This is a genomic window from Microbacterium oleivorans, assembly GCF_023715745.1.
In the GTDB taxonomy this organism is placed as follows: Bacteria; Actinomycetota; Actinomycetes; order Actinomycetales; family Microbacteriaceae; genus Microbacterium; species Microbacterium oleivorans_D.
Genome location: NZ_JAMBOV010000001.1, coordinates 387,502 through 413,334 on the forward strand (window position 1 = coordinate 387,502; position 25,833 = coordinate 413,334).

Consider the following 25,833-nt stretch of genomic DNA (forward strand, 5'->3'; position numbering starts at 1 on the left):
CGCGTCCACACGCCGAGTCGTCCGGTTCATCCACCGGGTGGGCACGGTCCTGCGAACTCGTCTGCCCGGGGGGAGTCAGAGCACTCATGAAGTCCTTTGCCTGGCTCCGATCACGGCCGAAGACGATGGCGTCGATCGGGGCTGTCACCGCCGCCGTGGTGGCGGTCGGTGTCCTCGCGCTGACGTACGAGGGTGAGCCGACGACCGAGGTCGAGCTCAACGACGGCGGGGTGTGGCTCACGAAGCAGACGAGCTTGCTGGTCGGGCACTTCAACAACGAATCGCGTCTCCTGGACGGGGGGCTCCGCACCCTCTCGCAGGATTACGACATCCAGCAGGCAGGCAACCGCGTGCTGGTCACGGACCAGACCGAGAACACCGCGACCGCCATCGACCCCGCGCGCGTCGTCCTCTCCGACAAGGCCGACCTGCCCTCGAACTCTCAGGTGGTGCTGGGGGGTCCGACCGTCGCGGCGATGGATGAGGGCGGCGCGCTGCGAGCCGCGCCGTTCACCTCGCTCGGTGCCGTCGGCAAGGAGGCCGGCGACCCCATCGCCGAACTCGGACGCGGGGCCGCGGTCACGGTCAGCACCGCGGGTCTCGTCTACGCGGTCTCAGCCGAGAAGGGCGCGCTCTATGCGTACGCCCCCGATGCGCAGGGTGTCTTCGTCCAGACCGCCGAGCGCGAGCTCGAGGGTGTCGAGAAGAACGATGAGCTGGCGATCACGTCCGTCGGCGGCGTCAGCGTGGTCCTCGACCGCACGTCCTCGACGCTGTACACGAGCGACGGCCTCGTCACCCAGGTGCCCGACGAGGCGATCCTGCAGCAGCCCTCGAACGTGACCGACACCGTGACGCTCGCCACGCCCTCCGAGCTGGTGCGCGTACCGCTCGAGGGCGGCGACCCGGTCACGACGGATGCCGGTGACGGCGGCGCTCCCGCGCAGCCGGTCTACGTCGCGGGGTGCGCGTACGGCGCCTGGTCGGGCTCCGGCGCGTTCGTGCGTGACTGCGTCGGCGACGAGAACGACGTGACCAGGACCGTCGAGGGAATCGACCGCACGAGCGAACTCCGCTTCCGTGTGAACCGCGATGTCGTCGTCCTCAACGACATCTTCGGCGGGTCGGCGTGGATGGCCAGCGATGCCCTCCAGCAAGTCGACAACTGGGAGGACCTCACGCCGCCCGAGGGCGAGGGCGAGGAAGAGGAGGAGACGACCGAGGAGACGGTCCAGTCGACGCTTCCCGAGCGGACCGAGAAGAACACCCCGCCGGTCGCAGAGAACGACCGCTACGGTGTGCGTCCCGGTCGCACGACGGTGCTCCCCGTCCTTGAGAACGACCTCGACGCGGACGGTGACGTCCTCGTGGCGAAGGTCACGGGCAAGCCGTCCATCGGCGAGGTCACACCGATCTACAACGGCACGGCACTGCAGATCGAACTCCCCGAGGACGCGAGCGGCACGACGACGTTCACCTACGAGGTCGACGACGGCCGCAAGGGCAAGGACACCGCGCGAGTGACCCTCACCGTCCGCCCCCTCAGCGAGAACTCGCCGCCGGTGCAGAAACGCAAGACGGCGATCACGGTCGAGACCGGCGGTGTCGTCTCGTACAACGTCCTGACCGACTGGATCGACCCGGACGGCGACGACATCTTCTTGTCGTCGGTCACCCCGGACGGTGGGGATGAAGCCGAGTTCACCTCTGACGGTCAGATCACGTATCGCGCGATCGGCGGGCTGCAGGGCCGCAAGGACGTACCCATCACGGTCTCGGACGGCAACGACGACGGCGCCGGCGTCGCACGATACGACATCCGTCCGCTCGGGACCACGCTCCCGGTCACGAACGCGGACCATGTGGTGACCCGTCCCGACCGTCCGGTCACCGTGCGGCCGCTCAGCAACGACACGAGCACCGGCAGCGAACAGCTGCGTCTCACACGCGTCGACGACGTCGACGGCGGGACCGTCACGCGCGACTACCCCGACAAGTCGTTCACCTTCCAGTCAGGCACGACCGGCACCTATTACGCGACCTACCTCGCGTCAGCGGGTGCGAACTCCGCCCCCGGCATCGTGCGGATCGACGTCCTGCCCGAGGAGGATGCCGACGTCGCGCCGATCGCGGTCCGGGATGTCGCCCTCCTCCCCACAGGCGGGGACGTGCTGGTGAACGTGCTGGGCAACGACACCGACCCCGCAGGCGGCATCCTGGTCGTCCAGTCGGTCTCGGTCGGCGCGGACAGCGGCCTCACTGCGGCGGTCCTCGGTCACGAGACGATCCGCGTCAGCGATCAGTCCGCCCTCGACCAGCAGGTCCGCATCCAGTACCGGATCTCGAACGGGTCTCAGTCCGCGGACGGTGAGATCATCGTCATCCCCGTGCCGGCTCCCGAGAAGCTCAAGCCCCCCACGGCGTTGGACGACGAAGCCGTCGTGAGGGTCGGCGACGTGGTCACGATCCCCGTGATGGACAACGACTACCACCCGAACGGCGACGAGATCCACATCTCGCCCGAGCTCGTTCCGCCGCTCGTCGACGAGGCCGACGGCGACCTCTTCGTGTCGGAGGACACGCTGCGCTTCCGCGCGGGCACCGAGCCGAAGACGGTCAACGCCACGTACGAGGTCGAGGACTCGACGGGGCAGCGGGATGCCGGGTATGTGACGATCCGCATCCTGCCGCGAGACGACGAGGCGAATGCCGCACCTCGTCCGCGGGATGTGACCGTCCGGGCGCTGAGCGGCTCGGGCGTGCAGGTGCCGATCGACCTCAATGGGATCGACGCCGACGGCGACTCCGTCCAGCTCGTGGGGCTCGCATCCTCGCCCGCGAAGGGCAAGGTCACGGCCATCGAGGCCGACTCGTTCATCTACACCGCCTTCGAGGATTCGGTCGGTGTCGACCGCTTCCGGTACCGCGTCCGCGACAACCTCGGCAAGGAGGCGACCGGACTGGTCGAGGTCGGCATCGCGCCGGCCGAGTCCACGAACCAGGCCCCGTACGCGGTGCGCGACACCATCACGGTGCGGCCCGGCCGCACCGTCGCCGTCGACGTGCTGCAGAACGATTCCGACCCGGACGGCGACGACTTCGGGTTCGCCGAGAACGCCGTCGAGATCCCCGATGTGCCCGGTCTGGATGCCGAGGTCTCGGGTCAGCAGCTGCTCATCACGGCTCCTGACGAGCCGATGCAGACGAGCGTGCTGTACACGATCGCCGACGAACGAGGCCTCGAGGCGACGACATCCGTCCAGATCACGGTCGACCCCGACGTGCCGCTGGCGCGGCCGATCGCCCGCGACGACCGCATCCTCGCGGAGGACGTGGAGGAGGACGGTTCAGTCGTGGTCGACGTGCTGGAGAACGACGACGACCCCGACGGCACCCGTTCCGCGCTGCAGGTCTCGCTCGGCGAGGGCGGCGAGAACGCGCGCGTCCTGTCGGACGGCCGCGTCAGCCTGACGGTGGGCGACGAGCGTCAGCTCATCACCTACCTCGTCACGGACGAGGACGACCAGGTGGCCGCCGCATTCGTCCACGTGCCGGCGCTCGCGGACCTGCCGCCCACGCTCATCTCGACCGAGGGCGTCACCGTCAAGAGCGGTGAGACGATCGAGCTGCCGCTCTCGGAGTACGTCCGCGCGTCCGGAGGGGGCGACATCGTCATCACCGAGCAGGAGAAGGTGGCGGCGTCGCACAGCAACGGCGCGAACCTCGTCAAGGACGAGCGCACGCTCATCTACACCTCCGCCGAGCGCTACTTCGGCTCCGACGCCCTCACGTTCGAGGTCACGGACGGGAACGGACCCGACGATGAGAACGGGCGCAAGGCGACGTTGACGATCCCCATCACGGTGACGCCGCCCGACAACGAGCAGCCCACGATGGTCGGAGCGTCGCTCAACGTCGCACCCGGCGAGGATCCCGCCAGCCTCGGCCTGCGCGAGCTGGTCACGGATCCGGATCCCGGCGATCTCGACAACCTCACCTTCTCGCTGGCATCCGATGCGCCGGCCGGCACGACCGCGCGCATCGAAGGAAGCACCCTCTCGGTCGGCGCCGCCGCCGACACGGCGAAGGGCACGGCGTTCCCGCTCACCGTCCGCGTGACCGACAACCAGACGGATCCCGTCGAGGCGACCATCCAGGTCACGGTCACGGCGTCGACCCGCGAGCTCGCGTCGCTCAACGACGACGTCATCCCACAGGCCGATCAGGGAGAGACGATCCCCGTCGACGTCCTCGCCAACGACGTCAATCCGTTCCCCGAGACGCCACTGCGACTCGTGTCCGCCAACATCGAAACCGGTCAGGGCCGCGCCGTCGTCAACGGGGACCGTGTCGACGTCACGACACCGGCGGACTTCGTCGGCAACGTCGTCGTGCGCTACCGGGTGCTGGATGCCACGGAGGACGCCGACCGCGCGGTCGAGGGACGCATCCGCATCACCGTGCAGGGCCGTCCGGATGCTCCAGGCAAGCCGACAGTCACCGCGGTGGAGAGTCGAACGGTCGTGCTCAGCTGGACGCCGCCCGTCGACAACGGGCGTCGCATCGAGGGGTACACGGTCACCTCGACGGCCGGAGGCTACACGCGGGAGTGCCCGTCCACGACCTGCACCCTGGACGGTCTCACGAACAACGTCGAGTACAACTTCGTGGTGACCGCGACGAACAGCGTGGGCGAGTCCGATCCGTCGGTGCCGTCCGAGACCGCACGCCCCGATGTGCGCCCGGATCAGCCGGCCCCACCGACCCTGAAGTTCGGCGACCGCAGCCTCGACATCGCGTGGAAGACACCGCGCACCGAGGGTTCGCCCGTCGAGAGCTACACGCTCGAGATCTCGCCCGCGCCGCCGTCCGGGGTCGCGCAGAAGACGGGCCTGACGGGCAACTCCCACCGCTGGGAGGGGCTGCAGAACGGGACCGAGTACCAGGTGCGCGTCCGCGCGCACAACCGGGCGCCGGAGCCGTCGGACTTCTCGCAGTGGTCGGCGGGCGAGATCCCCGCGGCCCCGCCGTCGGCATCGGGCGCGCCCACCGTGGCTCGGCTCGAGCCGGTCGGCAACCGGGCGCAGATGCGCGTCTCGTGGAACCAGCCTGCGGAGAACGGCGACGCCATCGCCGGATACGAGCTGCGGGTCATCCGCGGTGGCAACGTGGTGGACACGATCGCCGTACCCGCGGGCCAGACCAGCCAGGCCGTCGTCGTCGACACGTCGCAGTCGGACTACACGTACGACGTTCGAGCGCGCAACAAGGCCGGCTGGGGCGATCGCAGCCCGCAGTCCGCGCCGCGCCGTGCCTTCACCCCGCCGGGGGCGCCGTCGAGCGTCGCCGCGCGCGAGGGCGACAACCAGGTCGTGGTGCAGTGGGAGCCCGGCGCATCCAACGGCGCGAACGCGAACGAGATCCAGTACCAGTACAGCGTCAACGGCGCCGGCTGGCGCGCGGACTGGGTCGCCGGCGGCGGCTCGGGCACCTCGGGCACGATCGGCAACGGTGCGGTGAACAACAACGGCTCGTACACGATCCAGATCAGGGCGGTCGCCACCGCAGACGGCAGCACGTACGAGGGGCCCGCATCTTCGGCATCCAACCAGGTCCGGCCGTACGGCCAGATCGGCAACCCATCGGCGAAGGCGACGCGGACGAACGATCGTCAGATCACCATGGAGTGGAGCTCGCCGGCTGCCAACGGACGTCCGGTGACGACCGAGATCCGCACCGGTGACGGCCGCGGGTGGCGACAGGTCGCCGCGTCGGGCTCGGAGACCTACAGCGGCCTCAACTACAGCGAGACCCGCACGATCGAGGTGCGCACGAGCGCTGAGGGCAGCCAGACCACGACGGCGCAGGACAGCGCGACGACGGCCGCACCCCCGCCCCCGCCGGACCCTCGGGCCCGCGTGAGCCGTGGCTCGAGCGCCAGCGGTCAGCCCGGCTGCAGCGGCTCGGCGTGCGCCTACTTCAAGGTGACCGTCTCCGACTTCACCCCGGGCACATACGCCTACGACTGCTACGGCAATGGATCGCGCTTCGACACGGCCAACGAGAGCCGGTACTTCCCTGCCAACGGCGAGGTCCAGCTGGGCTGCTACTGGGGCTTCCCGGGAGCCGAGGTCTACGTGACCCTCAATGGCAAGAGATACGAGTCGAGCACCTGGTGACCCCCTTCGAGAGCAAGGACTGAACAAATGAGCATGACCCCCGAACAGGCGGCCTGGTTCCGCGACACGTTCACGCGTCTCGTCGACAACGTCGACCAGGCTCTGATGGGCAAGCGCGAGGTCGTCGGCCTCGTGCTGGCCGCCATGCTCGCCGAGGGCCACGTCCTCCTCGAGGACGCACCCGGCACCGGCAAGACGAGCCTCGCGAAGGCGCTCGCCGCCAGCGTGCAGGGCACCTCCACCCGCATCCAGTTCACGCCGGACCTGCTGCCCTCCGACGTGACCGGAGTCACGATCTACGACCAGCAGAACCACAAGTTCGAGTTCCACAAGGGGCCGGTGTTCGCATCGATCGTCCTGGCGGACGAGATCAACCGCGCGTCGCCCAAGACGCAGTCCGCCCTCCTCGAGGTCATGGAGGAGTCGCGGGTCACGGTCGACGGTGTTCCGCATGAGGTCGGCCGCCCGTTCCTGGTCATCGCGACGCAGAACCCGATCGAGCAGGCCGGTACCTACAAACTGCCCGAGGCGCAGCTCGACCGCTTCATGGTCAAGACGTCGATCGGCTACCCCTCGCTGGCCGTCGCCGAGCGGATCCTCGCCGGCGAGGTCGACCGCAACCCGTCCGGCAAGCTCAGCCCCGTCATCACGACGAAGGCCGTCGCCGACATGGCCGACCTGGCGGCATCCGTCCACGTCGACCCCGCCGTCGCCCGGTACGCCGCTCAGCTCGTCGAGGCGACCCGCGAATCGGATGCCACCAAGCTCGGCGTCTCGGTCCGTGGTGCCATCTCGATGATGCGCGTCGCGCGTGTGGTCGCGGCATCCCAGGGGCGCCACTACGTGATCCCCGACGACGTGAAGTCCCTCGCCGCTCCGGTGTGGACGCACCGTCTCGTGCTCGATCCTGAGGCGGAGTTCGCCGGCACGACATCCGAGTCGGTCATCGAGCGCGCGCTCGGCCAGGTCGAGGCGCCCCTCGCGAGGGCGTCGGCCTGATGACGATGACGCCGGAGACGGTGGCCGAGGCGCCCGACGCCCCCGGCGCCTCCGGCGTGCCCGAGAACGCTCCGGAGGACACGGCCGACGCGCCTCAGCTCGCCCCCCGCGAGGCCACGAGGTGGGAGAAGCTCCGAGAGGATGCCGGGGTGTGGGCGCGCCGCGCCGCGCACCGGGCCGCGGTCGTCGCGGAGGTGGTCCAGGTCACCGGCTGGGTGGTCATGGCCGGCGCCGTCATCCTGTGGATCACCGCATTCACGCTCGGCTGGCAGGAGGCCTTCGTCGCCGCCGTCGTGGCGACCGTCCTCGTGCTGCTGTGCGTCGTCTTCCTGTTCGGTCGCACCGCGTACGAGGTGGACCTCGATCTCACCCGCACCCGCGTCGTGGTGGGGGAGCGTGCGGTCGGTGCGCTCTCGCTCGCCAACCGCACGTCGCGCTCGCTCCTTCCCTCCGAGGTGGTCCTCCCCGTCGGATCGGGCCGTGGACTCTTCCAGGTGCCGCGCCTGGCTCCGGGCGCAGAGCACGAGGAGCTCTTCGCGATCCCGACGACCGCCCGCGGCGTGCTCGCGGTCGGCCCGGTGAGCGTGCTCCGCGGCGACCCGCTCGGCCTCTTCGAGCGCACACACGACCGCCGGCAGGCCGTGGACCTCTTCGTTCACCCGCGCACCCTGCCGCTCGAAGGTCTCTCACTCGGCCAGATGCGCGACCTCGAGGGTCTGCCGGACCAGCACCTCGCGCGCGACGACGTGTCGTTCCACGCGCTCCGCGACTATCAGCCGGGCGACGACCTGCGCCACGTGCATTGGAAGTCCACGGCGCGCACCGGAACGCTCATGGTGCGCGAGTACGAGCAGACGCGTCGCTCCCACTTCGTCGTCGCCCTCTCGACCCACCCCGGCGAGTACCGCGACCCCGAGGAGTTCGAGACGGCGATCTCGGTCGCCGGCTCCATCGGTCTGCGCGCGCTGCGTGACTCCCGCACCCTCGACGTCCGCACGTCGGCGGGCAAGATCCGCGCCGAGACCGGGCGTCGCTACCTCGACTCCCTCTCCGCCCTGGAGCCCAGCAAGCCGCGCGAGGGCGGCATCGTCGCGCTCGCCGGCATCCTCGCGGCGCATTCGCCGGACGCCGCGGTCGCCGTCCTCATCTGCGGGTCCACCGTCGACGCGGGTCAGCTGCGTCTCGCGTGCTCCCGCGTGCCGTTCGGGGTGCGGACGCTCGCGATCATCGCGGACGGCCGGCTCGAGGCGCCCGTCCTGCGACGGGTGGGCGACGCGGACGTCGTCGCTCTCGGCGAGCTGGATCAGCTCCCGAACGCGATCCGCAAGGTGCTGTCGTGAATCGGCTGCGCTTCCTGCTGCTGCCGGGCTCGACGTGGCGGCGACTCGTCGCCGACGTCGGCGCGGTCATCCTGCTCCTGGCGGTCGGCATCGTCGGGTTCGCGGCAACGTTCGACGGCGCCTCCTACCTCGTCGCGGCCCTCGGCGCCCTCGTCGTCGGCATCGCCCTCTCCTGGGTGGGGGCCCGCTGGCGCTGGGGCGTCCTGACCCTCGCCGGCGCGACGGTCGCTCTCTATTTCCTGCTCGGCGGCGCGTTGGCCCTGCCGCACACGTCCTTCCTCGGTGTGGTGCCGACCCTCGAGACGTGGCGTCAGCTCGCGTTCGGCGTGGTCACGGCGTGGAAGGACCTGCTGACGACGGTGCCTCCCGTGGCCTCCGACGACGGCCACCTGATCGTCCCGTTCCTCATGACGCTCGTCGCGTCCGTGCTGACGGCCTCGCTCGCCCTGCGGCTGCGCCACCCGGCGTGGGCGCTGATCCCGGCCTCCCTCTACATCGCCGGCGAGATCCTCCTCGGCACGGCGCAGACCGTCGCGCCCATCGTGCAGGGCGCCCTGTTCATCGTCGTCGCCGCCGTCTGGTTGGCGCTGCGGACCCTGTGGAGTCCCGAGCGCACCGCGGTCGAGGCCGCGACCCCGGGAGCGGATGCCTCACGTGCCGCGCGCCTGCGACGTCTGGTCTCCGGCGGGGTCGTCGTCGCTCTCGCGACGGGGGCGGGTGCGGCCGTCGCCGCGACCGCTGCGCCGCCGACCCAGCGGTACATCCTGCGCGACTTCGTCGTGCCGCCGTTCGACATCCACGACTACGCGAGCCCTCTGCAGTCGTGGCGCGGATACGTCCGCGACTACGAGACCGAGCCTCTCTTCACGGTGAGCGGACTCCCGGAGGACGGGCGCGTGCGCCTCGCGACGATGGACGCCTACGACGGCATCGTCTACAACGTCGCCGAGGACGGCGCCGGCTCCTCGAGCGCCTTCACCCCGGTCCGCACGAACATGTCGCCCCAGGCCGAGGGCGACGACGCGACGGTGCGCTTCGACATCGAGAACCTCGACGGTGTGTGGCTGCCATCCGTGGGTTCCGCCCACGACATCCGCTTCGCGGGCGACCGCGCGACCGACCTCCGCCGCGGCGCCCACTTCAACGACGGCACGGGTACGGCCGTCGTCACCGCGGGTCTCGGCTCCGGCGACCAGTACACGATCGACACGACGGTGCCCGAGCAGCCGACCGACGAGCAGCTGGCGGACCAGCAGTTCGCGCCGCTGAAGATGCCCAAGCAGACCGGCATCCCGCAGGCCCTGAGCGAGCTCGCGTCGGACGCCACAGAGGAGGCCGAGACGCCGATCGAGCGGGCGCGGGCACTCGAGAGCTATCTGCAGACCGACGGGTACTTCAGCCACGGTCTGGCCGACGACGTCTACTCGCCGTCCGGCCATGGCGCCGCCCGGATCACGATGCTCGTCTCCAACGAGCAGATGGTCGGTGATGACGAGCAGTACGCCGTCACCATGGCCCTCATGGCGCTGCAGCTCGGTATGCCGGCGCGTGTGGTCATGGGCTGGTACCCCGACGACGGGCAGGATGCCGGTGGGGTCTTCACGGCGACCGGCGACAACATGCACGCCTGGGTTGAGATCGCGTTCGCGGATGCCGGATGGGTGACCTTCGACCCGACCCCGGACGAGGACAACGAGCCGAGCCAGCAGAACACGAAGCCGCGCGCCAACCCGAAGCCCCAGGTGCTGCAGCCGCCGCCGCCGGCGCAGGAGCCGGCGGAGCTGCCGCCGGCTCTCGCCGAGGAGCGGGACCAGGACGAGGAGGAGCCGCCCGGACCCGACTGGCTCGGACCGGTGCTCCTGTGGACCGGCGTGGGGCTCGGCACCCTCCTCCTGCTGCTGTCGCCGTTCCTCGTGATCGGCGGGATCAAGGCAGCCCGCCGCACGCGACGGCTGCGCGCCGAGCGCACCGCCGACCGTGTCTCCGGCGGATGGGACGAACTCGTCGACCGCGCCGTCGACTACCGTGTCGCGGTACCCCCGGGGTCGACCCGTTTCGAGAGCGCGCAGGTGGTCGGCGAGGCCTTCGACGGCGCCCGGGTCGCGACACTCGCGCAGCGGGCGGACGCCGACGTGTACGGCCCCGGCGACCCCACCCCCGAGGATGTCGACGCCTTCTGGCGCGAAGTCGATGAGATCGTCGCGGGCATGGCCGGCGGAGCCACGTTCTGGCAGCGCCTGCGCGCCCGCCTCAGCCTGAGGTCGCTGCGGCGGCGGGGCGGACTGCTCGGAATGGCGCGACGGCGATGACGAGCCGCGTGCCCGCGACGATGCGCCACCGCGTCCTCGCCCTCCTCATCGATTCCGCGGTCGCCGGCGGCGTCATCGCCGTGGCCACCGGTGTGGTCATCGGCCTCTCGGTGGCCACCGCGGAGGCTGTCTCCGTGGTGTGGCTCCTTCCGATCGTCGCGGGCGTCGGGGTCGTCTGGTTCCTCGTGTACTCGGCGATGCAGGGCGGCCGCGGGTCCGTCGGCATGCGGTTCATGGGCGTGCGGTTGGAGCATGCCGCCGATGACGCCGGACTCGGATTCGGACGCGCCCTCGGAAGGAATCTGATCTGGGTGCTCACCGGCAGCGTGCTCGTCGGACTGTTCTCACCCCTGTTCGACCCGTCCCGCTGGCGGCGCGGATGGCACGACATCGCCTCCGGCGCCGTCGTCGTCGACGTCGTCCCTGCGACGGGACCTGCGGCTCCTGTCGGCTCCGTCCCGCCGGCCGACCTGCGACTGGACCCGATCCCGACATCGACTCCGGCGCCGGCCGCCCTCTCCCTCGCCGCCCCGACTCCTACCGGGAGCGCAGCTCGAATCGCCTCCGCGCCGGCTCCCGCAGCGGCCCCGCTGTCGCCGCCGTCCTGGGCACCGGCATCCGTTCCCGCACACCGGCGGATCGCTCGGACGCTCCCCGTCGATGTGATCTCCACCGTGCCGGGTGTGCCGCACCGCGACGGGCGTCCCGCCTCGGCGGAGAGCGCGGCGCCTCCGGTCATCGCGATCCTCGGGTGGGACGACGGGACCCGTCACATCGTCTACGAGCCGACGCTGTTCGGGCGCGGACCGGGTCAGCAGCCCGGGCGGCGCAGCACGGCGGTGCGCGACGAGACGCTGTCGCTGTCCAAGACGCACTTCGAGATCGGCACCGACGACGAGGGCACGTGGGTCGTCGACCGGCATTCGCTCAACGGCGTCGTCATCGTCCGCGGCGGTCAGCCGCAGCGCCTCGTGCCGGGTCAGCGGGCGCGCATCTGGTCGGGAGACGTCCTGGAACTCGGCGACCGCCGTCTCCGCGTGGAGAGCGCCCGATGAGGGTGATCGACGTCCGTGTCGGGTCGGCGACGCATCCGGGACTGCGCCGCCGCGTCAACGAGGATTCCCACCTCGCGGAGTACCCCCTGTTCCTCGTCGCCGACGGCATGGGCGGACACGACGCGGGCGCCGCCGCGAGCGCCGCGGTCGTCACGGAGTTCCGCGGCCTCGTCGGCCGCGACTCCGTCGGCATCGACGGGATGCGCGCCGCCCTCTCGCGTGCCCGCCTCGCCGTCGAGCGCATCGGGCACGCCGGACGCGCGGCGGGGACGACGCTCAGCGGTGTCGCGATCACTCAGGTCGACGGCAACGGCCACTGGTTGGCGGTGAACGTGGGCGATTCCCGCACCTATCGCTTCGCGGACGGCGAGCTCGAGCAGATCAGCGTCGACCATTCGGTCGTGCAGGAGCTGATCGACGCGGGCGAGCTGACCGGTGAGGCCGCCGGTCGCGACACGCGCCGCAACGAGATCACCCGGGCGATCGGCGCCGGCAGCGGCGGCGATGCGGACTTCTGGCTGCTCGCAGCGGAGGCGGGCGACCGCATCCTGGTGTGTTCCGACGGACTGTCGGGCGAGGTGCCCGAGGAGCGCATCGCCGGCATCCTCCGCGACGTCATCGACCCGCAGGATGCCGCGACCCGCCTCGTGCACGAAGCGATGCTGCACGGCGGGCGGGACAACATCACGGCCGTCGTGGTCGATGCCGTGCGCGTCGCGGGGCAGGATGATGGGGACGACACGTCGCCCGCCGCCGTGACGTCGGACGCCGATGAGGACACACGGCCGCGTGCAGCGGCAGGAGGAGACGCCTGATGCGCGCAGTGCGGTATCGGCCCGATGGTGATGCTGGGGCCTGGCGTGCGGCCGTGACCGGGTCGGCGCTCGCCGTCCTGCCTCCCGCCGTCACCCCGCACGCCGTGGAGGGCGTCTGGCGTCGCCTCGACGTCGGCGGCATCGGCGCCGTCCTCGATTCTCTGACGGGCGCGTTCGGGACCTCGCTCGCCGCGATCCCGCCGTTCGGTCTCGCCGTGGCCGAGGGCGACGGCGTCCGGGTCGCCGTGCGCGGTCCGGTCGCGCTCGTCGTCGAGACGGCGGACGGTGCGGAGGAGGTGTCGGGCGCGGGCGTCGCGACGTGGACCGAGCGATTCCTGCCGGGTGCCGTCCGGGTGAGCGTGGACCTCGGGACGGGGTCGGATGCCGACCTGCTGCCGATCGAGTCGGGCGTCGTCCTCGCGGCCGCGGTCGTCTTCGACCTCGCCGCGCAAGACGGGGCGACACCGGTGCCGCGTGTCGCCGCGCCGGCCGCGCCGGAGGAGCAGACTGCGGACGACGCGTCCCAGTCGGGAGATGCACCGGGAGGCGTGTCCCCGGAGGACGCCGCCGAGCCCGTCGCGGAACCGGAGACCCCGGTCGAGCCCGGAACCCCGGCCGCGCCGGAGCCGGATGCGGGGGACGACGTCGGCGAGACCGTCGCCTCGGTCCGCACACCGCCGACGGAGTCCGAACCCGCGGACATGTCGGGCCTGGTGACGGGGGTGCCGCCCGCGCACACGCTGGGTGGATCGCCGGTGTCGACACCGGGCGTCCCCGAGGCCACGCGCGCACCCGAGGGCGGCGAGACCATCACCGGCGTCGGCGAGGACCCCGCCCTCGGCGCCACCATCGCGAGCCCCCGCACGGCGGCGAAGGGCACCTCGCCGGTGCCCGCGCTCCCGCCGTTCGTCCCGCCTCACCCCTCTGCGCCGCCCCTGCCCGCGACCCCCGACCTCGGCGATCACGACGGCGCGACGGTGTCGGTCGCCGAAGCGCGGGCGATGCGCGCGGCATCCGCCTTCGACTCGATCGACGACGTCCCGCCGCGCAGCCCCTCACGCGGCCGCATCCGACTCGCCGACGGCCGCGTCATCGAGCTCGAGCGCACCGTCATCGTCGGCCGACGTCCGCGCTCGACGCGCCCCGCGGAGAACGAGCTCCCCACACTCGTCGCCGTCGACGGACCGCAGCACGACATCTCGCGCAATCATGTCGAGATCCGCGCCGAGGGCGAGCACGTCCTCGCCGTCGACCTCGCCAGCACGAACGGCACCGTGCTGCTCAGAGGCGGGCACGACCCCGTGCGGCTCCATCCGAGCGAGCCCACCATGGTCATCGACGCCGACGTGCTGGACCTGGGCGACGGGGTCACGCTGACCTTCGAGGATCTGCCGTGAGTTCCAAGCGCGCCCCCGCGGCGCCTCCGCAGCTGCCGGGCTTCTCCTACCTCCAGGTCCTCGGGTCCGGCGGCTTCGCCGACGTATATCTGTATGAACAGGCGCTGCCGCGCCGCCGTGTCGCGGTCAAGGTGCTCCTCGCCGAGAAGATGACCGGCGGGGCGGCGGAGCAGTTCCAGGCCGAGGCGAACGTCATGGCGATGCTCTCGACGCATCCCGCCATCGTCACGATCTACCAGGCCGGGGTCTCGGACGACGGTCGGTCCTACCTCGTCATGGAGTACTGCTCCAAACCGAACCTGCAGGTGCGGGCCCGGTCGGCTCCCATCTCCGTCGCCGAAGCGCTGCGCGTCGGCATCCAGGTCGCCGCTGCCGTCGAGACGGCGCACCGCGCCGGCATCCTGCATCGCGACATCAAGCCGGCGAACATCCTCGTCACCGAGTACAACCGGCCCGCCCTGACCGACTTCGGCATCGCGACGACGGCCGACGGCAGCGACCCGTCCGCCGGGATGTCGATCCCGTGGTCACCGCCGGAGTCCTTCGCCGACACCCCCGACTTCACTGTGCAGTCCGACGTGTGGGCGCTCGGAGCGACGGTCTACAACCTGCTCGCGGGCAGGTCGCCGTTCGAAGTGCCCGGGGGCCGCAACGGCGGTGCCGACCTCATCCGTCGGATCGAGTCCGAGCCGCTGGCCCGCCTCGAGCGCGCCGATGCACCCGCGTCGCTGTTCCAGGTGCTCGAACGCGCGATGTCCAAGCGTCCCGCCGACCGGTTCGAGTCAGCCGTCGCTTTCGCCCGCGCCCTGCAGAAGGTCCAGATCGAGCTCGCCCATTCGGTCACGCCGATCGACATCCTCGATGACTCCCCGCCGGTCGAGGAGCAGGAGGAGGACGGCGAGCTCACCCGCGTCCGGGGCATCGTCAGCATCGATCCGCACACCGCTCCGGCTGCGGGCCCGACCTGGGAGCGCTCGGCGTTCGCCGCCGGGCTCGGCGCCGCAGCCGACGCGACCGCTCGACGGGACACGTCCGCCTGGGCGCCCGGTGGACCGACCGGCTCGGCCTCCGTCGATACGGGATCGGATGCGACGGTCCTGCGGCCGCCCACGGCGATCCCGCCGACTGCTCCGGTCGTCAGCGAGGTCGACGAGGGCACGATCCTCCGCGCACCCCAGCCCGTTCCGGAAGCGGGCGCCGCGCCCACCGGTTCCGCGCCCGCCGCGGCGAATCCGCCGGCGCGCTCGCGCACGGGGCTGTGGATCGGGCTGATCGCGGCGGCCGTCGTCGCGGCCGTCGTGGTCGGTGCGGTGCTGGTCGCCTCGGCATTGGCACCTCCGGCCGAGGTCGCCTCACCGCAGGAGACGACGACGACGGCCCCGGAGCCGCAGGATCCCGTGGCCGATTTCATCGCACCGCCGGAGAAGAGCGATCACACGGTCCGCAACGGCAAGGTCGTCTTCCGGTGGGTGAACCCCGACCCGCAGGACGGTGACACCTACGTCTGGCAGACGGTGCGGCTGGACGGTGGCGAGGCCGAGGCGAAGAACGTGAGCGAGGCGCGGGCGGTCGTGGAGCTCGACGGGGACACGCAGGTCTGCATCGACGTCAGCGTGCGGCGCGAGAACGGCGCCACCAGCGACGCGACCCGGCTCTGCGCGTCGTCCTGACCGCCGTGGTCAGGCGCGGTCGAGCACCTTCACGATGACCGACCGCCGACGCAGCTCGGCGACCGTCCGTGTCTCCTCGTGGGCGTCGCGGCCGAGCGCCTTGACGTCCGTCACGACCAGGACGTCTCCGGCGCCGAGGCGACCGAACAGTCGGGTCAGGCGCTCCTCCCACGTCTCGCCGGTCTCGGGAGCCGGATGCCGGAACCCCTCGATCGGCACGCCGAACCGCGCGAGCGCCTCGCGCTGGGCGGCGATGCTCGGCATGTCCGGCCGTGACACGACGAGTCCCACGAGGCGCGAGCCCTGCGGCAGCGCCAGCCACCACTCGGGGCGCGGGTGCACGGCGGCGAACCCGGGGGCGTCCGCGACCGGATCGTCGGGGATCGCGATGGTCCGCGACTCGGCGTAATCGCCCGGAGCGGCGTCGCCTGATCGTGCCTCCACTGTGCTCTCCTCGCCCTCGGTCGCGATGTGACCGCGCTTTCTCGTCCATTCTGGCTGATCCTGCGACGAGCACGAAGAGTCGCCCTCCCGCAACCGTCTCGTTCGCCGGCCGGCGTGGGCGTACCGTTCCGGCATGACATTCAACCCGGATGCGGATGTGCGGGGCACGCGGGCCACTCGACGCGGCGGCCGAGGAGCGGTGATCGCGGGCGGCGCGGGCGGCGCGGGAGCGGTCGTCGTACTTCTCCTGATGCTGTTCACAGGACAGAATTTCAGCGGATTCCTCGGCGGAGGTGCCGGCGGCGGCACGTCGCCCGATCAGGGAGTCGTCGAGAACTGCGAGAGCGGTGCGGACGCGAACGCGAACGACGACTGCCGTCTCGACGCCGGCGAAGAGGTCATCAACGCCTACTGGCAGGGCGCACTCGACGGCTATCAGAAGCCGGAGCTCGTGCTCGTGGAGGGCCAGGCGCAGACGCCGTGCGGCACGGCATCCAATCAGGCGGGTCCGTTCTACTGCCCGACCGATCGCACCGTCTACATCGACCCGACGTTCTGGAGCATCCTGCGCGAGCAGTTGGGTGCCGAGGGCGGCGACCTGGCGCAGCTCTACGTCCTGGCCCACGAGTACGGGCACCATGTGCAGAACCTGCTGGGGGTCTTCGAGGAGTACCCGCGCGACGGCACCGGCGAGGACAGCAACGCGGTCCGCACCGAACTCCAAGCCGACTGCTTCGCGGGCGCCTGGACGGCCGCCGCTCCGGAGCAGAAGGATTCCGGGGGTCGGCCCTTCCTCCTCGAACCCACGCAGGCGCAGATCGACGACGCGCTCGGCGCGGCCGCAGCGGTCGGCGACGACCACATCCAGGAGCAGTCCGGGCGGGTGAACCCCGAGAGCTGGACGCACGGGTCGAGCGAGCAGCGGCAGCGGTGGTTCATGACGGGCTACCGTGGGGGCTGGGGCTCATGCGACACGTTCGCCGTCTCCGGAGAGGACCTATGAAGACCCAGACCGACCTCGACGGGATCCTCTACGCGGAGATCTCACCGCACCGGGAGGACGAGCTGGACGTCGGTGACGGCCAGCGCGTGTACTGGGAGGAATCCGGCAATCCCGACGGCAAGCCGGTCATCTTCCTGCACGGCGGTCCCGGCGCAGGAACCTCCCCTTGGCATCGGCGCTTCTTCGACCCCGAGCGGTACCGGATCGTCCTGATGGATCAGCGCGGATGCGGGCGCAGCACCCCGCATATGAGCGCGCCGGAGGCGGATCTGCAGCACAACACGACCTGGCACCTCGTCGCGGACATCGAGCGACTGCGGCGCGAACTCGGGATCGACACGTGGCAGGTCTTCGGCGGGTCATGGGGGAGCGCGCTCGCTCTCGCGTACGCCGAGACGCACCCGGAGGCGGTCTCGGAACTCGTCCTGCGCGGTGTCTTCACCCTGCGCCGGCACGAGCTCGAGTGGTTCTACGAGGGCGGCGCGGCCGCCGTCTTCCCCGACCTCTGGGAGGGTTTCCTCGCCCCGGTTCCCGTCGCGGAGCGGTCGCACCTGATCGACGCCTACCATCGGCTGCTCTTCGACCCCGATCCCGCGGTGCACGTGCCGGCAGCGGTCGCGTGGACGACGTGGGAGGCATCCACCCTCACGCTCCGACCCGATCCGACGCTCGTCGAATCCATGGCGGAAGACGCCAGGGCCACCGCCTTCGCGCGCATCGAGAACCACTTCTTCGTCAACAGGGGGTGGTTCGAGGAGGATCAGCTCATCCGGGGCGTCGACGCCATCCGGCACATCCCGACCGTCATCGTGCAGGGACGGTACGACATGTGCACCCCGATGATGTCGGCGTGGGACCTTCATCGGGCTTTCCCCGAGGCGGAGTTCGTCGTCGTCGACGACGCGGGCCATTCGGCGAGCGAGCCGGGTATCGCGGCCGCACTGCGGGCGGCGACCGACCGCTTCGCCGCCTGACCGGGCCGGCTGGTAGGCTGGACGGGTTGCGGCATCCTTCCCTGGTGCCCCTCGCGTCGTAGAACGCATCTTCCGCTGCCGATCCATCGATCGTCGCCGGCGACTCCTTCTCACGGCGAACCCGTCTGCGCACTCGCACTCGGGCCACCGATCCGGGCGAACACGCCCGAGTTAGTTCACTCATGACTGAACCCACGTTCGGCACGCTCGGCGTGCCCGCCCCCCTCATCTCCGCGCTCGCCGCGGAGGGCAAGACCAGCCCCTTCCCGATCCAGGTCGACACCCTGCCCGACACCCTCGCCGGGCGCGACGTCCTCGGTCGCGGCCGCACCGGCTCGGGTAAGACGCTCGCCTTCTCGATCCCGATGGTCGCCCGCCTCGGCCAGGGTCTCGCCGGCGGCACCCGCCGCCGCGGACGCATCCTCGGTCTCGTCCTCGCTCCGACGCGCGAGCTCGCGACCCAGATCGACCGCACCCTCGCGCCGCTCGCCGCGGCCTACGGCATGAAGACCGCCACGGTGTTCGGCGGGGTCAACCAGAACCGCCAGGTCGAGGCGATCCGTGCCGGCGCCGACATCGTCGTGGCCTGCCCGGGCCGTCTCGAGGACCTCATGCAGCAGAAGCTCGTGAGCCTGGATGCGGTCGAGATCACCGTCATCGACGAGGCCGACCACATGGCCGACCTCGGCTTCCTGCCGGGTGTCACCCGCATCCTGAACGCCACCCCGCAGGGCGCGCAGCGCATGCTGTTCAGCGCGACGCTGGACAACGGCGTCGACAAGCTCGTGAACCGCTTCCTGCAGAACGAGGTGCTGCACTCGGTCGACGAGGCGCACTCGCCCGTCGCCGCGATGACCCACCACGTCTTCCACGTGCCGGGCTCCGACGAGAAGAAGGAGCTCGTGCGCTTCCTGGCCTCGGGCACCGGTCGCCGCATCCTGTTCCTGCGCACCAAGCACGCCGCCAAGAAGCTCGCCAAGCAGCTGACGTCGCAGGGCATCCCCTCGGTCGACCTGCACGGCAACCTCTCGCAGCCGCAGCGCGACCGCAACCTCGCGGCGTTCGCCGCGGGAACCGCTCGCGTGCTCGTCGCGACCGACGTCGCCGCCCGCGGTGTGCACGTCGACAACGTCGAGCTCGTCGTCCACGTCGACCCGCCCATGGAGCACAAGGCGTACCTGCACCGTTCGGGCCGCACGGCCCGAGCCGGCGCCGAAGGGGCCGTGGTCACGATCGTCCTCCCCGAGCAGCGTCGCGACGTCGATCAGCTTCTGCGCAAGGCGTCCATCTCGGTCACGCCCGAGGCCGTGACCGCGGCATCCGCGTCGGTCGTCGAGCTCGTTGGCGAGATCGCCCCGCACGTCACCCCGGCGCCCGAGCAGCCGCAGGTCCGCGGCGGCGGGCAGAGCCAGGGCGCGAACGCGCAGCGCAAGCGTGCCGCCCGCGAGGCTCAGGGCGACCGCGGTCGTTCGGGCCAGGGTGGACGCGGCGAGGGCGGCGGCCGCGGACGCGGCCAGAGCCGCACCTCCGACGCCCCCCGTCGCGACGCACAGCCCGCGCGTGCCGCGGGTCACGGCCAGGCGGCGGCGCACGGCGCGCCCAAGGCCGCCCCGACCGGTGGCGCGCGCCGCACCGGTCGCCGTGCGACCGGTGGCGGGTCGCTCACCGTCGGCTCGGTCGTCCGCCAGAACGGTGGCAACCGCCGCGGCGGTCGCTGACCTTCGACATCGAGAGCCGCACCCCGTCCACCGGGGTGCGGCTCTCGTCGTCCGCGCGGCCGTCAGCCGGCGGCATCCAGGGGCGGTTCGACCACGACTCCGGTGATCTCGATCGTGCGACCTGCGATCGCAGAGATGCGGAAAACCGTCGCCTGCCGCGGCGTGGACACGTCGAGTTCGAGGATGACGACCTCGATCCGATGATCGCCGACTGTCAGGATGCCGTGGCCGGGCGCATCGACGAAGAGCGAGTAGGTCCGAGCGCGCATCGCTGCGATGCTCTCCGGCGGTGTGCCCGGATCGGGCGAGCGCGGGAAGATCCGTCGCACGGTCGGCACCGGTCGACCCGGGATCGCTCCGCTCTTCATCCGGAGCGGGAACAGCGCGACCACCTGTCCGACGAAGAGTTCGATCACATCGTCGGAACCCGCTGAGGGCGCAGCGTCGTCAGACGCTGCCGCGGTCACGCCGACTCGGAACGGAGCTCACGGTCGACCGAGGCGGCCTCGAGCGCACGGCGGAGCTGACTGCTCGAGGTGTGCACGGTGTACGGGAAGTAGACGACCTCGACCCCGACTTCGGCGAACTCGCGCTCGAGGCGGTCGCCCTTCTCGGTGCCGCGCCAGTCGTCGCCCTTGAAGAAGTGGGTGAACCCCACTTCGCGCCAGACGTCGAGCTTGTCGGGCACCGTCTCGATGTGGACGTGGTCGACGAAGCGGATGCCGCGCAGGATGTCCGCGCGTTCCGAGGTGGGGATGAACGGATCCACGCCCTTCACCTGATGCAGCATCTCATCGCTCACCACCCCGGCGATGAGCAGATCGCAGTTGTCCCTCGCATGTCGAAGGATGTTCAGGTGTCCCACGTGGAACAGGTCGAACGCCCCCGCGGCGTAACCGATACGCACAGTCATCGCAAGCTCCCCAGCAAGCAGACAGATCGAGCCCCAACTCGAATCAGGCCCCCAAAGCCCGATGGGGGGAGACTACACCACGGCGAGACGGAGCGTCACGACCGCCTTCGGGGCCGGTACTCCAGGTACCGGAATCCTGCTCCGCCGGCCGCCATGCCCAGTCCGCGGGCCACGAGCCGCGCACCGCGGGCGCGGTGCACCGTCGAGCGGGAGACCGCACCGATGAGCCAGCGGCCGCCGCCGGCGAGCGCGCGGGCGGCGCCGACGGCGACCCATCGGACGCGGCGCGCCCATCGGCGCGGGGCGCCTGCGGTGAGGTCGATGTCTCCGCGAGCCGTCGTCGTCCCGACGCGGAATGCGCGGCGGAGGACCCACGAGGGCGTCGCGCGGTCGTCCGGCACGTGATCGATGACGACCGCGTCGGCCGCGGCGACGATCCGAGCACCGCGTCGATGCAGGGCTGATGTGAAGTGGATGTCCTCGCCGCCCGTCCGACCGAAGTCCTCGTCGAAACGGATGCCCGTCGTCCGGAGGATCGCACAGCCGATGAGCAGGTTGTTCGTCGGGGCCACCGGCATCCGCTCACCGTTCGCGAATCGTACGCGCCGGAAGAATCCGCCCGCGGTGATCCACTCGGAAGGCGCGGAGTCGAACGCGGATTCCACGCGGCCGGAGACGAGATCGGCTTCCCCGGATGCCCACGGGGCGAGCAGTGTCCGCAGCCACCCCGGTTCGGGGACTTCGTCGTCGTCGATGAAGACGAGCGCGTCCGCTGCGCGGGTGAGGGCCTCATCGATCGCGCGGTTGCGGACTGCGGCGAGCCCGGGTCGGGGTTCGGACACGTAGGACGCCCCCGCCTCCGTCGCGGCACCCGCCGCACTGCCCTCCGGGTCGTTGTCGATGACGAGGACCTCAGCGACCACCGGCCGGACGTCCTCGCGATGCTCGGCGAGGGCGGCCAGCAGCCGGCGGAGCCGATCGGGACGACGGTACGAGGGCACCGCGACGAGAACACTCGTGCCGGACGCGTTCACGCGCCGCCCCGCCGGGCGCGGACCGCGCGCGCGTACGCATCGCGATGACGGATGCCGACGAGCGACCAGCCGCGATCCTCGAGATCCGGTCCCGTCTCGGGAGGCGTCGCCGCGGCCTCCGCGAAGCGCTCGAGATCGGCCGCCGTCAGCTCCCCGTCGAACATCGAGACCCACCCCGGTCCGACCTCGTCGGCGAGCGCGGCGTTCACCTCGTTGCGCGGGACCAGCACCGGTCGACCCAGTGAGAGAGCCGCCAGCGCCGTTCCGGAGTTGTGCATGAACCGGTAGGGCAGCACGACGCCGACCGACGACATGACCGCGCGGGCGAAGTCCTCCTCGGTCAGGTACCGGAGGTCGACCGAGATCCGCTCGTCCGCCTCCGCGAGCCCGCGGATCTCGTCGGCGAGCTCACGGGTCGACGGGTTGCCGGAGATGCGGAGCGTCCACTCGGCCAGTCGCGTCGCGCGGAAGCCAGCGATCAGCGGCTCGACGCCCTTGTAGCGCCGGACCAGGCCGACGAATCCGAGAGAACGCGGCACCGCGGGCACGCGTTCGACGGCGGCGAACCAGTCCCGGTAGTGCCCATGCGGGATGACGGCGGAGGGGACACCGGCGCGGACGGGAGTCGACTCGTTGAGTCGGATGTGGAAGTCCGCCCGGCGATCGACCCACTGCAGGAGCCGGCGCTCCCACCGGGAGTCGACGTCGGGGAGTTCCACGTTGTGCAGCGTCCGGACGATCGCCACACGCGTGACCCGAAGACGGGCGATCAGCACGGTGCCGAACAACCGTCGGATGAACCGTTTGAGGGGCGTCGCACCGCCGAACAGCGTCTCGGGCCAGTGGAAGTGCAGAGCGTCGTAGCGGCCGAACAACGCCGTTCGCCGGTCGAAGCGCAAGTGCTCGAGGCCGGGCTCGGCGGCCAGGGCCGCGTCCAGCATGTGGACGTACGGGTTCGAGGTGGGCCGCGGCGCACCGAAGGACTGCATCACGCGCAGGCGGTCACCGGTCGACATAGCCGACAGTCTGGCAGGTTGACGCATCCCCTATGCTCAGACCGGGGACGATGCATCTAGTCGGGGGACGGAGCATACAGCGATGAGCGCATTCGGGGACTCGTGGGGTCGGCTGGCGGCGGCGCAGAAGGGGCACGCCCGCGGTGCGCCCGCCTATTCCGTGTACGTCAATCGACGTATCGGCAGGGCGCTGGCCGCCGCCGCCCACCAGTGGGGGATCACCCCCGACGGTGCGACCGGGATCAGCGCGCTGCACACCTTCGGCGCTCTCGTCGTGCTCGTCGTCGCGCCCGCACAGTGGTGGACCGGATGCCTCGTCGCGGCGCTCCTGGTCCTCGGCTACGCGTGGGATTCGGCCGACGGTCAGCTCGCCCGCCTGCGCGGCGGGGGGAGCCTCGCGGGGGAGTGGCTCGATCACTTCGTGGACGCGTTCAAGACGGCATCCCTCCATCTGTGCGTCCTGGTCGCCCTCTGGTGGCACACCGACGCGCGCGACACCCTGTGGCTCCTCGTCCCGCTCGCGTACTGCGTGGTCGGCGTCGTGACCTTCTTCGGGATGCTGCTCAACGACCTCCTCAAAGGCAAGAAGGGCGTGCCATCGACGCACGCCCGGGGCGGCGGCACCGCGTTGCGCTCGCTCATCCTGGTGCCGACGGACTTCGGGCTGCTGTGCCTCGTGTTCGTCCTGTGGGGCGCTCCGCCGCTGTTCCTCGCGGCGTACACGCTGCTGCTGATCGCGAACGCCGTCTTCCTGGCCGCCGCCGCGGTCAAATGGCACCGCGAGATCCGTGCCCTCGATCTCCCGGTGACGGCGCCGGCGGGAGTCGCCATCACGGGGGTCCCGGGGCCGTGAGTCCACGCGCCGCGGTGGTGATCGTGAACTACGGTGCCAGCGCGATCCTCGAGCCCAATGCCGCGACGGTGACTCCGCCCGCGGACGGGTTCGTCGTGGTGGTCGACTGCTTCAGCTCCGCGGACGAGCGGCAGCGCATCGAAGCGGCGTGTCACCGTCACGGGTGGGTGCCGGTCCTCCTCGAGCACAACGCGGGTTTCGGCGGGGGGACGAACGCAGGGGTCGAGGTCGCGCTCCGGCGTGGCGCAGAGGTGATCGTCGCGCTGAACCCTGACGCCACCATCGATTCTCACAGCCTCACGCAGCTGGTCCAGGCGGCCGCCGACGACCCCGAGGCCCTGGTGTCACCCGTCATCGTCGACGGAACGGGCGGGGTCTGGTTCGGCGGCAGCGACCTCTACCTCGACGACGGATCGATCGCCGGTGCCCGCCGCCGAGTCGAGCGCGCCGGCAGGCCCCGCCACGAGTGGGCGACGGGTGCCTGCTTCGCCATGTCCGCAGGGCTGTGGTCGCGCGTCGGGGGTTTCGATGAGGAGTACTTCCTCTACTGGGAGGACGTCGACCTGTCGCGACGAGTGCTCGACGCGGGCGGATCGTTGCGCACCCTTCCGGTCACCGCCGTCCACGACGAGGGGCAGACGCACGTCGACGCCGTGCAGGGGCGAGCCAAGTCCGAGACGTACTACTACTACAACATCCGCAACCGGCTTCTCTACGCCGCGAAGCACGGCGATGCCGAGATGGTGCGCCGCTGGTGGCGGGCGACACCTCGCGTGTCGTGGCTCATCCTGATGCAGGGCGGCCGCGCTCAGCTGCGCTCCCTCGCACCCTGGCGCGCACTGGCGCGAGGCATCCGTGACGGACGACGAGCGATCGCCAGCGCATCGCCGAGGGGTCGCGCCTAACGACCGACGGCTGCGTCGCGCAGCCGCTCCACCGCGGCGCGCCACGTGTATCGCGCCACGACGGCCTCGCGGGTCACGGCGTCCGGTCGCCTGCCCCACGCACCGTCGATCGCTGCGGCGACAGCCTGTGCGGATGCCGTCGGCGACACGAACTCGGCGTACGAACCCACGGTCTCGCGAAAGACGGCGATGTCGCTGGCCAGCAGAGGCGTCCCGAACCACGCAGCCTCCACAGCGGGCAGTCCGAACCCCTCATCGAGGCTCAGGCTGATCGCGAGCGCGGCATGGGTGTAGAGCCAGGCGACCTCGTCGTCATCCAGAGACCCCAGGAACACGACTCGGCCCTCGGCGACGGCGGAACGGAGCGTGTCGGGCAGTTCCGTGCTCACCCCCGAGTGGGCGGATCCGCCGACGACGTACACGGGGGTCTGCGGGGTGACGGCGGCCGCAAGCCGGGCGCCGTCGATGACCGCTGCGAGGTTCTTTCGGACGTTCAAGCGCCCGACCGTGACGGCGAACCCCGACCCCTCGGGCACGGCCGCCGGGCGGCGCGGCACGGCATCCGTCAACGCGCTGGGAACACCCAGCCCGACGGCGATCGGCGTGAGCTGCGGGGCGAGGCGGGCGATGCGCCGCGCCTCGGTCTCCGTCGAGGTCGTCACGACCGAGGCCCGACGGGACCAGGGGAGCATGGGGGCGAAGTACAGCCGCTCCCGGCGGGAGAACCACTCCGGGTTGTCGTGGAACATCGCGTCGTGCACGAAGACGACGGAGCGCCCCGACCGTGGCGCGTAATTGTGCACGATGCCGACCTCGGCGCCGGAAGCGCGGGACAGGCGCGGCAACTCCCAGCGGTTGGCGAGGGCGTGCGGCCAGAGCCTCGTGCGGACGACCTCCGCGCCCGCGGGTACGTCGGACGCATCGGCGTCGTTCCGGAGCGCGAGGATGAGCTCGTCGTCGGGGAACGTGTCCGCCCAGAAGCGGATGAACTCCTTCTGCACCGTCCGGTTCGCCCCGGGTCCCCGGCCCCACCAGAAGGCGTCGAACATCACTCGCATAGTCCCCCCCGACGGTCATCATACGAGCACGCCGTCGCGTCGCAGAGAAGTCCGTGCTTGCGCTGTGGCGTTCGGAGACGTATGTTGTGCACGATCCTGCTGGGGGCGGGATCTCTCGTTGGGGAACGAGAAACGACTTTGGGGGTCGGGG

The 25,833-nt window shown here is 71.1% G+C and carries 19 protein-coding genes; 13 read left to right on the top strand and 6 right to left on the bottom strand.

The features are described 5' to 3' along the window. Positions 1-86: 86 nt before the first annotated feature. The 8 genes from M3190_RS01865 to M3190_RS01900 are packed head-to-tail and all read left to right on the top strand — an operon-like array spanning position 87 to position 15,764. Positions 87-6,179 carry an Ig-like domain-containing protein gene (locus M3190_RS01865; RefSeq protein WP_439957996.1) on the top strand — a complete coding sequence of 2,031 codons (6,093 nt, stop codon included), beginning with the start codon at positions 87-89 and terminating at the stop codon, positions 6,177-6,179. A 27-nt stretch (positions 6,180-6,206) separates the two neighbouring features. After that, positions 6,207-7,178, top strand: coding sequence for an AAA family ATPase (locus tag M3190_RS01870; protein WP_251577752.1), 972 nt, complete (start codon positions 6,207-6,209; stop codon positions 7,176-7,178). Beyond that, positions 7,178-8,518 (top strand): DUF58 domain-containing protein, encoded by a 1,341-nt coding sequence (locus M3190_RS01875; protein ID WP_251577754.1) that lies wholly within the window; start codon positions 7,178-7,180, stop codon positions 8,516-8,518. Before M3190_RS01870 ends, M3190_RS01875 begins: the two co-directional genes overlap by 1 nt. After that, positions 8,515-10,827: a transglutaminase family protein gene (locus tag M3190_RS01880; RefSeq protein WP_251577756.1), complete on the top strand. Its 2,313-nt coding sequence runs from the start codon at positions 8,515-8,517 to the stop codon at positions 10,825-10,827. The genes M3190_RS01875 and M3190_RS01880 overlap by 4 nt, the downstream gene beginning before the upstream one ends. Then, positions 10,824-11,882: an RDD family protein gene (locus tag M3190_RS01885; protein ID WP_251577758.1), complete on the top strand. Its 1,059-nt coding sequence runs from the start codon at positions 10,824-10,826 to the stop codon at positions 11,880-11,882. The genes M3190_RS01880 and M3190_RS01885 overlap by 4 nt, the downstream gene beginning before the upstream one ends. Further along, positions 11,879-12,697 carry a PP2C family protein-serine/threonine phosphatase gene (locus M3190_RS01890; RefSeq protein ID WP_251577761.1) on the top strand — a complete coding sequence of 273 codons (819 nt, stop codon included), beginning with the start codon at positions 11,879-11,881 and terminating at the stop codon, positions 12,695-12,697. Before M3190_RS01885 ends, M3190_RS01890 begins: the two co-directional genes overlap by 4 nt. 53 nt (positions 12,698-12,750) lie before the next feature. Then, the gene (locus tag M3190_RS01895) at positions 12,751-14,094 is read left to right on the top strand and encodes an FHA domain-containing protein (protein ID WP_251577763.1); all 1,344 of its coding nucleotides are present in this window, start codon (positions 12,751-12,753) and stop codon (positions 14,092-14,094) included. Beyond that, positions 14,091-15,764, top strand: a complete 1,674-nt coding sequence (locus tag M3190_RS01900; RefSeq protein ID WP_251577765.1) for a serine/threonine-protein kinase — start codon at positions 14,091-14,093, stop codon at positions 15,762-15,764. The genes M3190_RS01895 and M3190_RS01900 overlap by 4 nt, the downstream gene beginning before the upstream one ends. Before the next feature lie 9 nt (positions 15,765-15,773). Here M3190_RS01900 and M3190_RS01905 read toward each other — a convergent pair whose 3' ends face one another. Next, complete coding sequence (locus M3190_RS01905; protein WP_251577766.1) at positions 15,774-16,208, bottom strand: recombinase family protein; 435 nt, start codon at positions 16,206-16,208, stop codon at positions 15,774-15,776. A gap of 133 nt (positions 16,209-16,341) precedes the next feature. On the opposite strand from M3190_RS01905, the gene ypfJ reads away from it, so the two are divergent. The 3 genes from ypfJ (at position 16,342) to M3190_RS01920 (ending at position 19,903) form a co-directional block, all read left to right on the top strand. Further along, positions 16,342-17,211, top strand: coding sequence for a KPN_02809 family neutral zinc metallopeptidase (gene ypfJ, locus M3190_RS01910; protein WP_251577768.1), 870 nt, complete (start codon positions 16,342-16,344; stop codon positions 17,209-17,211). Beyond that, a complete protein-coding gene (gene pip / locus M3190_RS01915) occupies positions 17,208-18,185 on the top strand; it encodes a prolyl aminopeptidase (RefSeq protein ID WP_251577770.1) in 978 nt (325 codons plus the stop codon). Before ypfJ ends, pip begins: the two co-directional genes overlap by 4 nt. Before the next feature lie 182 nt (positions 18,186-18,367). Beyond that, a complete protein-coding gene (locus M3190_RS01920) occupies positions 18,368-19,903 on the top strand; it encodes a DEAD/DEAH box helicase (RefSeq protein ID WP_251577772.1) in 1,536 nt (511 codons plus the stop codon). 62 nt (positions 19,904-19,965) lie between these two features. On the opposite strand, the gene M3190_RS01925 is transcribed toward M3190_RS01920, so the two are convergent. The 4 genes from M3190_RS01925 to M3190_RS01940 all read right to left on the bottom strand — a co-directional run bounded on the left by M3190_RS01925 (position 19,966) and on the right by M3190_RS01940 (position 22,866). After that, entirely contained in the window at positions 19,966-20,370 is a 405-nt protein-coding gene (locus tag M3190_RS01925) for a hypothetical protein (RefSeq protein WP_251577774.1), read from the bottom strand. Further along, the gene (locus M3190_RS01930; RefSeq protein ID WP_251577776.1) at positions 20,367-20,816 is read right to left on the bottom strand and encodes an adenylyltransferase/cytidyltransferase family protein; all 450 of its coding nucleotides are present in this window, start codon (positions 20,814-20,816) and stop codon (positions 20,367-20,369) included. The genes M3190_RS01925 and M3190_RS01930 overlap by 4 nt, the downstream gene beginning before the upstream one ends. Positions 20,817-20,911: 95 nt before the next feature. Continuing rightward, positions 20,912-21,850, bottom strand: a complete 939-nt coding sequence (locus M3190_RS01935; protein WP_251577778.1) for a glycosyltransferase family 2 protein — start codon at positions 21,848-21,850, stop codon at positions 20,912-20,914. Further along, positions 21,847-22,866, bottom strand: coding sequence for a glycosyl transferase (locus M3190_RS01940; protein ID WP_251577780.1), 1,020 nt, complete (start codon positions 22,864-22,866; stop codon positions 21,847-21,849). Before M3190_RS01940 ends, M3190_RS01935 begins: the two co-directional genes overlap by 4 nt. An 82-nt stretch (positions 22,867-22,948) precedes the next feature. Between M3190_RS01940 and M3190_RS01945 the strand changes: the two genes are divergently transcribed. Both M3190_RS01945 and M3190_RS01950 read left to right on the top strand, forming a co-directional pair. Then, complete coding sequence (locus M3190_RS01945) at positions 22,949-23,719, top strand: CDP-alcohol phosphatidyltransferase family protein (RefSeq protein ID WP_251577782.1); 771 nt, start codon at positions 22,949-22,951, stop codon at positions 23,717-23,719. Further along, positions 23,716-24,624 carry a glycosyltransferase family 2 protein gene (locus M3190_RS01950; protein ID WP_251577784.1) on the top strand — a complete coding sequence of 303 codons (909 nt, stop codon included), beginning with the start codon at positions 23,716-23,718 and terminating at the stop codon, positions 24,622-24,624. The genes M3190_RS01945 and M3190_RS01950 overlap by 4 nt, the downstream gene beginning before the upstream one ends. On the opposite strand, the gene M3190_RS01955 is transcribed toward M3190_RS01950, so the two are convergent. Further along, on the bottom strand, positions 24,621-25,673 hold the full coding sequence (locus M3190_RS01955) for a glycosyltransferase (RefSeq protein ID WP_251577786.1): 1,053 nt from the start codon (positions 25,671-25,673) through the stop codon (positions 24,621-24,623). The two genes, M3190_RS01950 and M3190_RS01955, sit on opposite strands and share 4 nt — an antisense overlap. Positions 25,674-25,833: the final 160 nt, after the last annotated feature.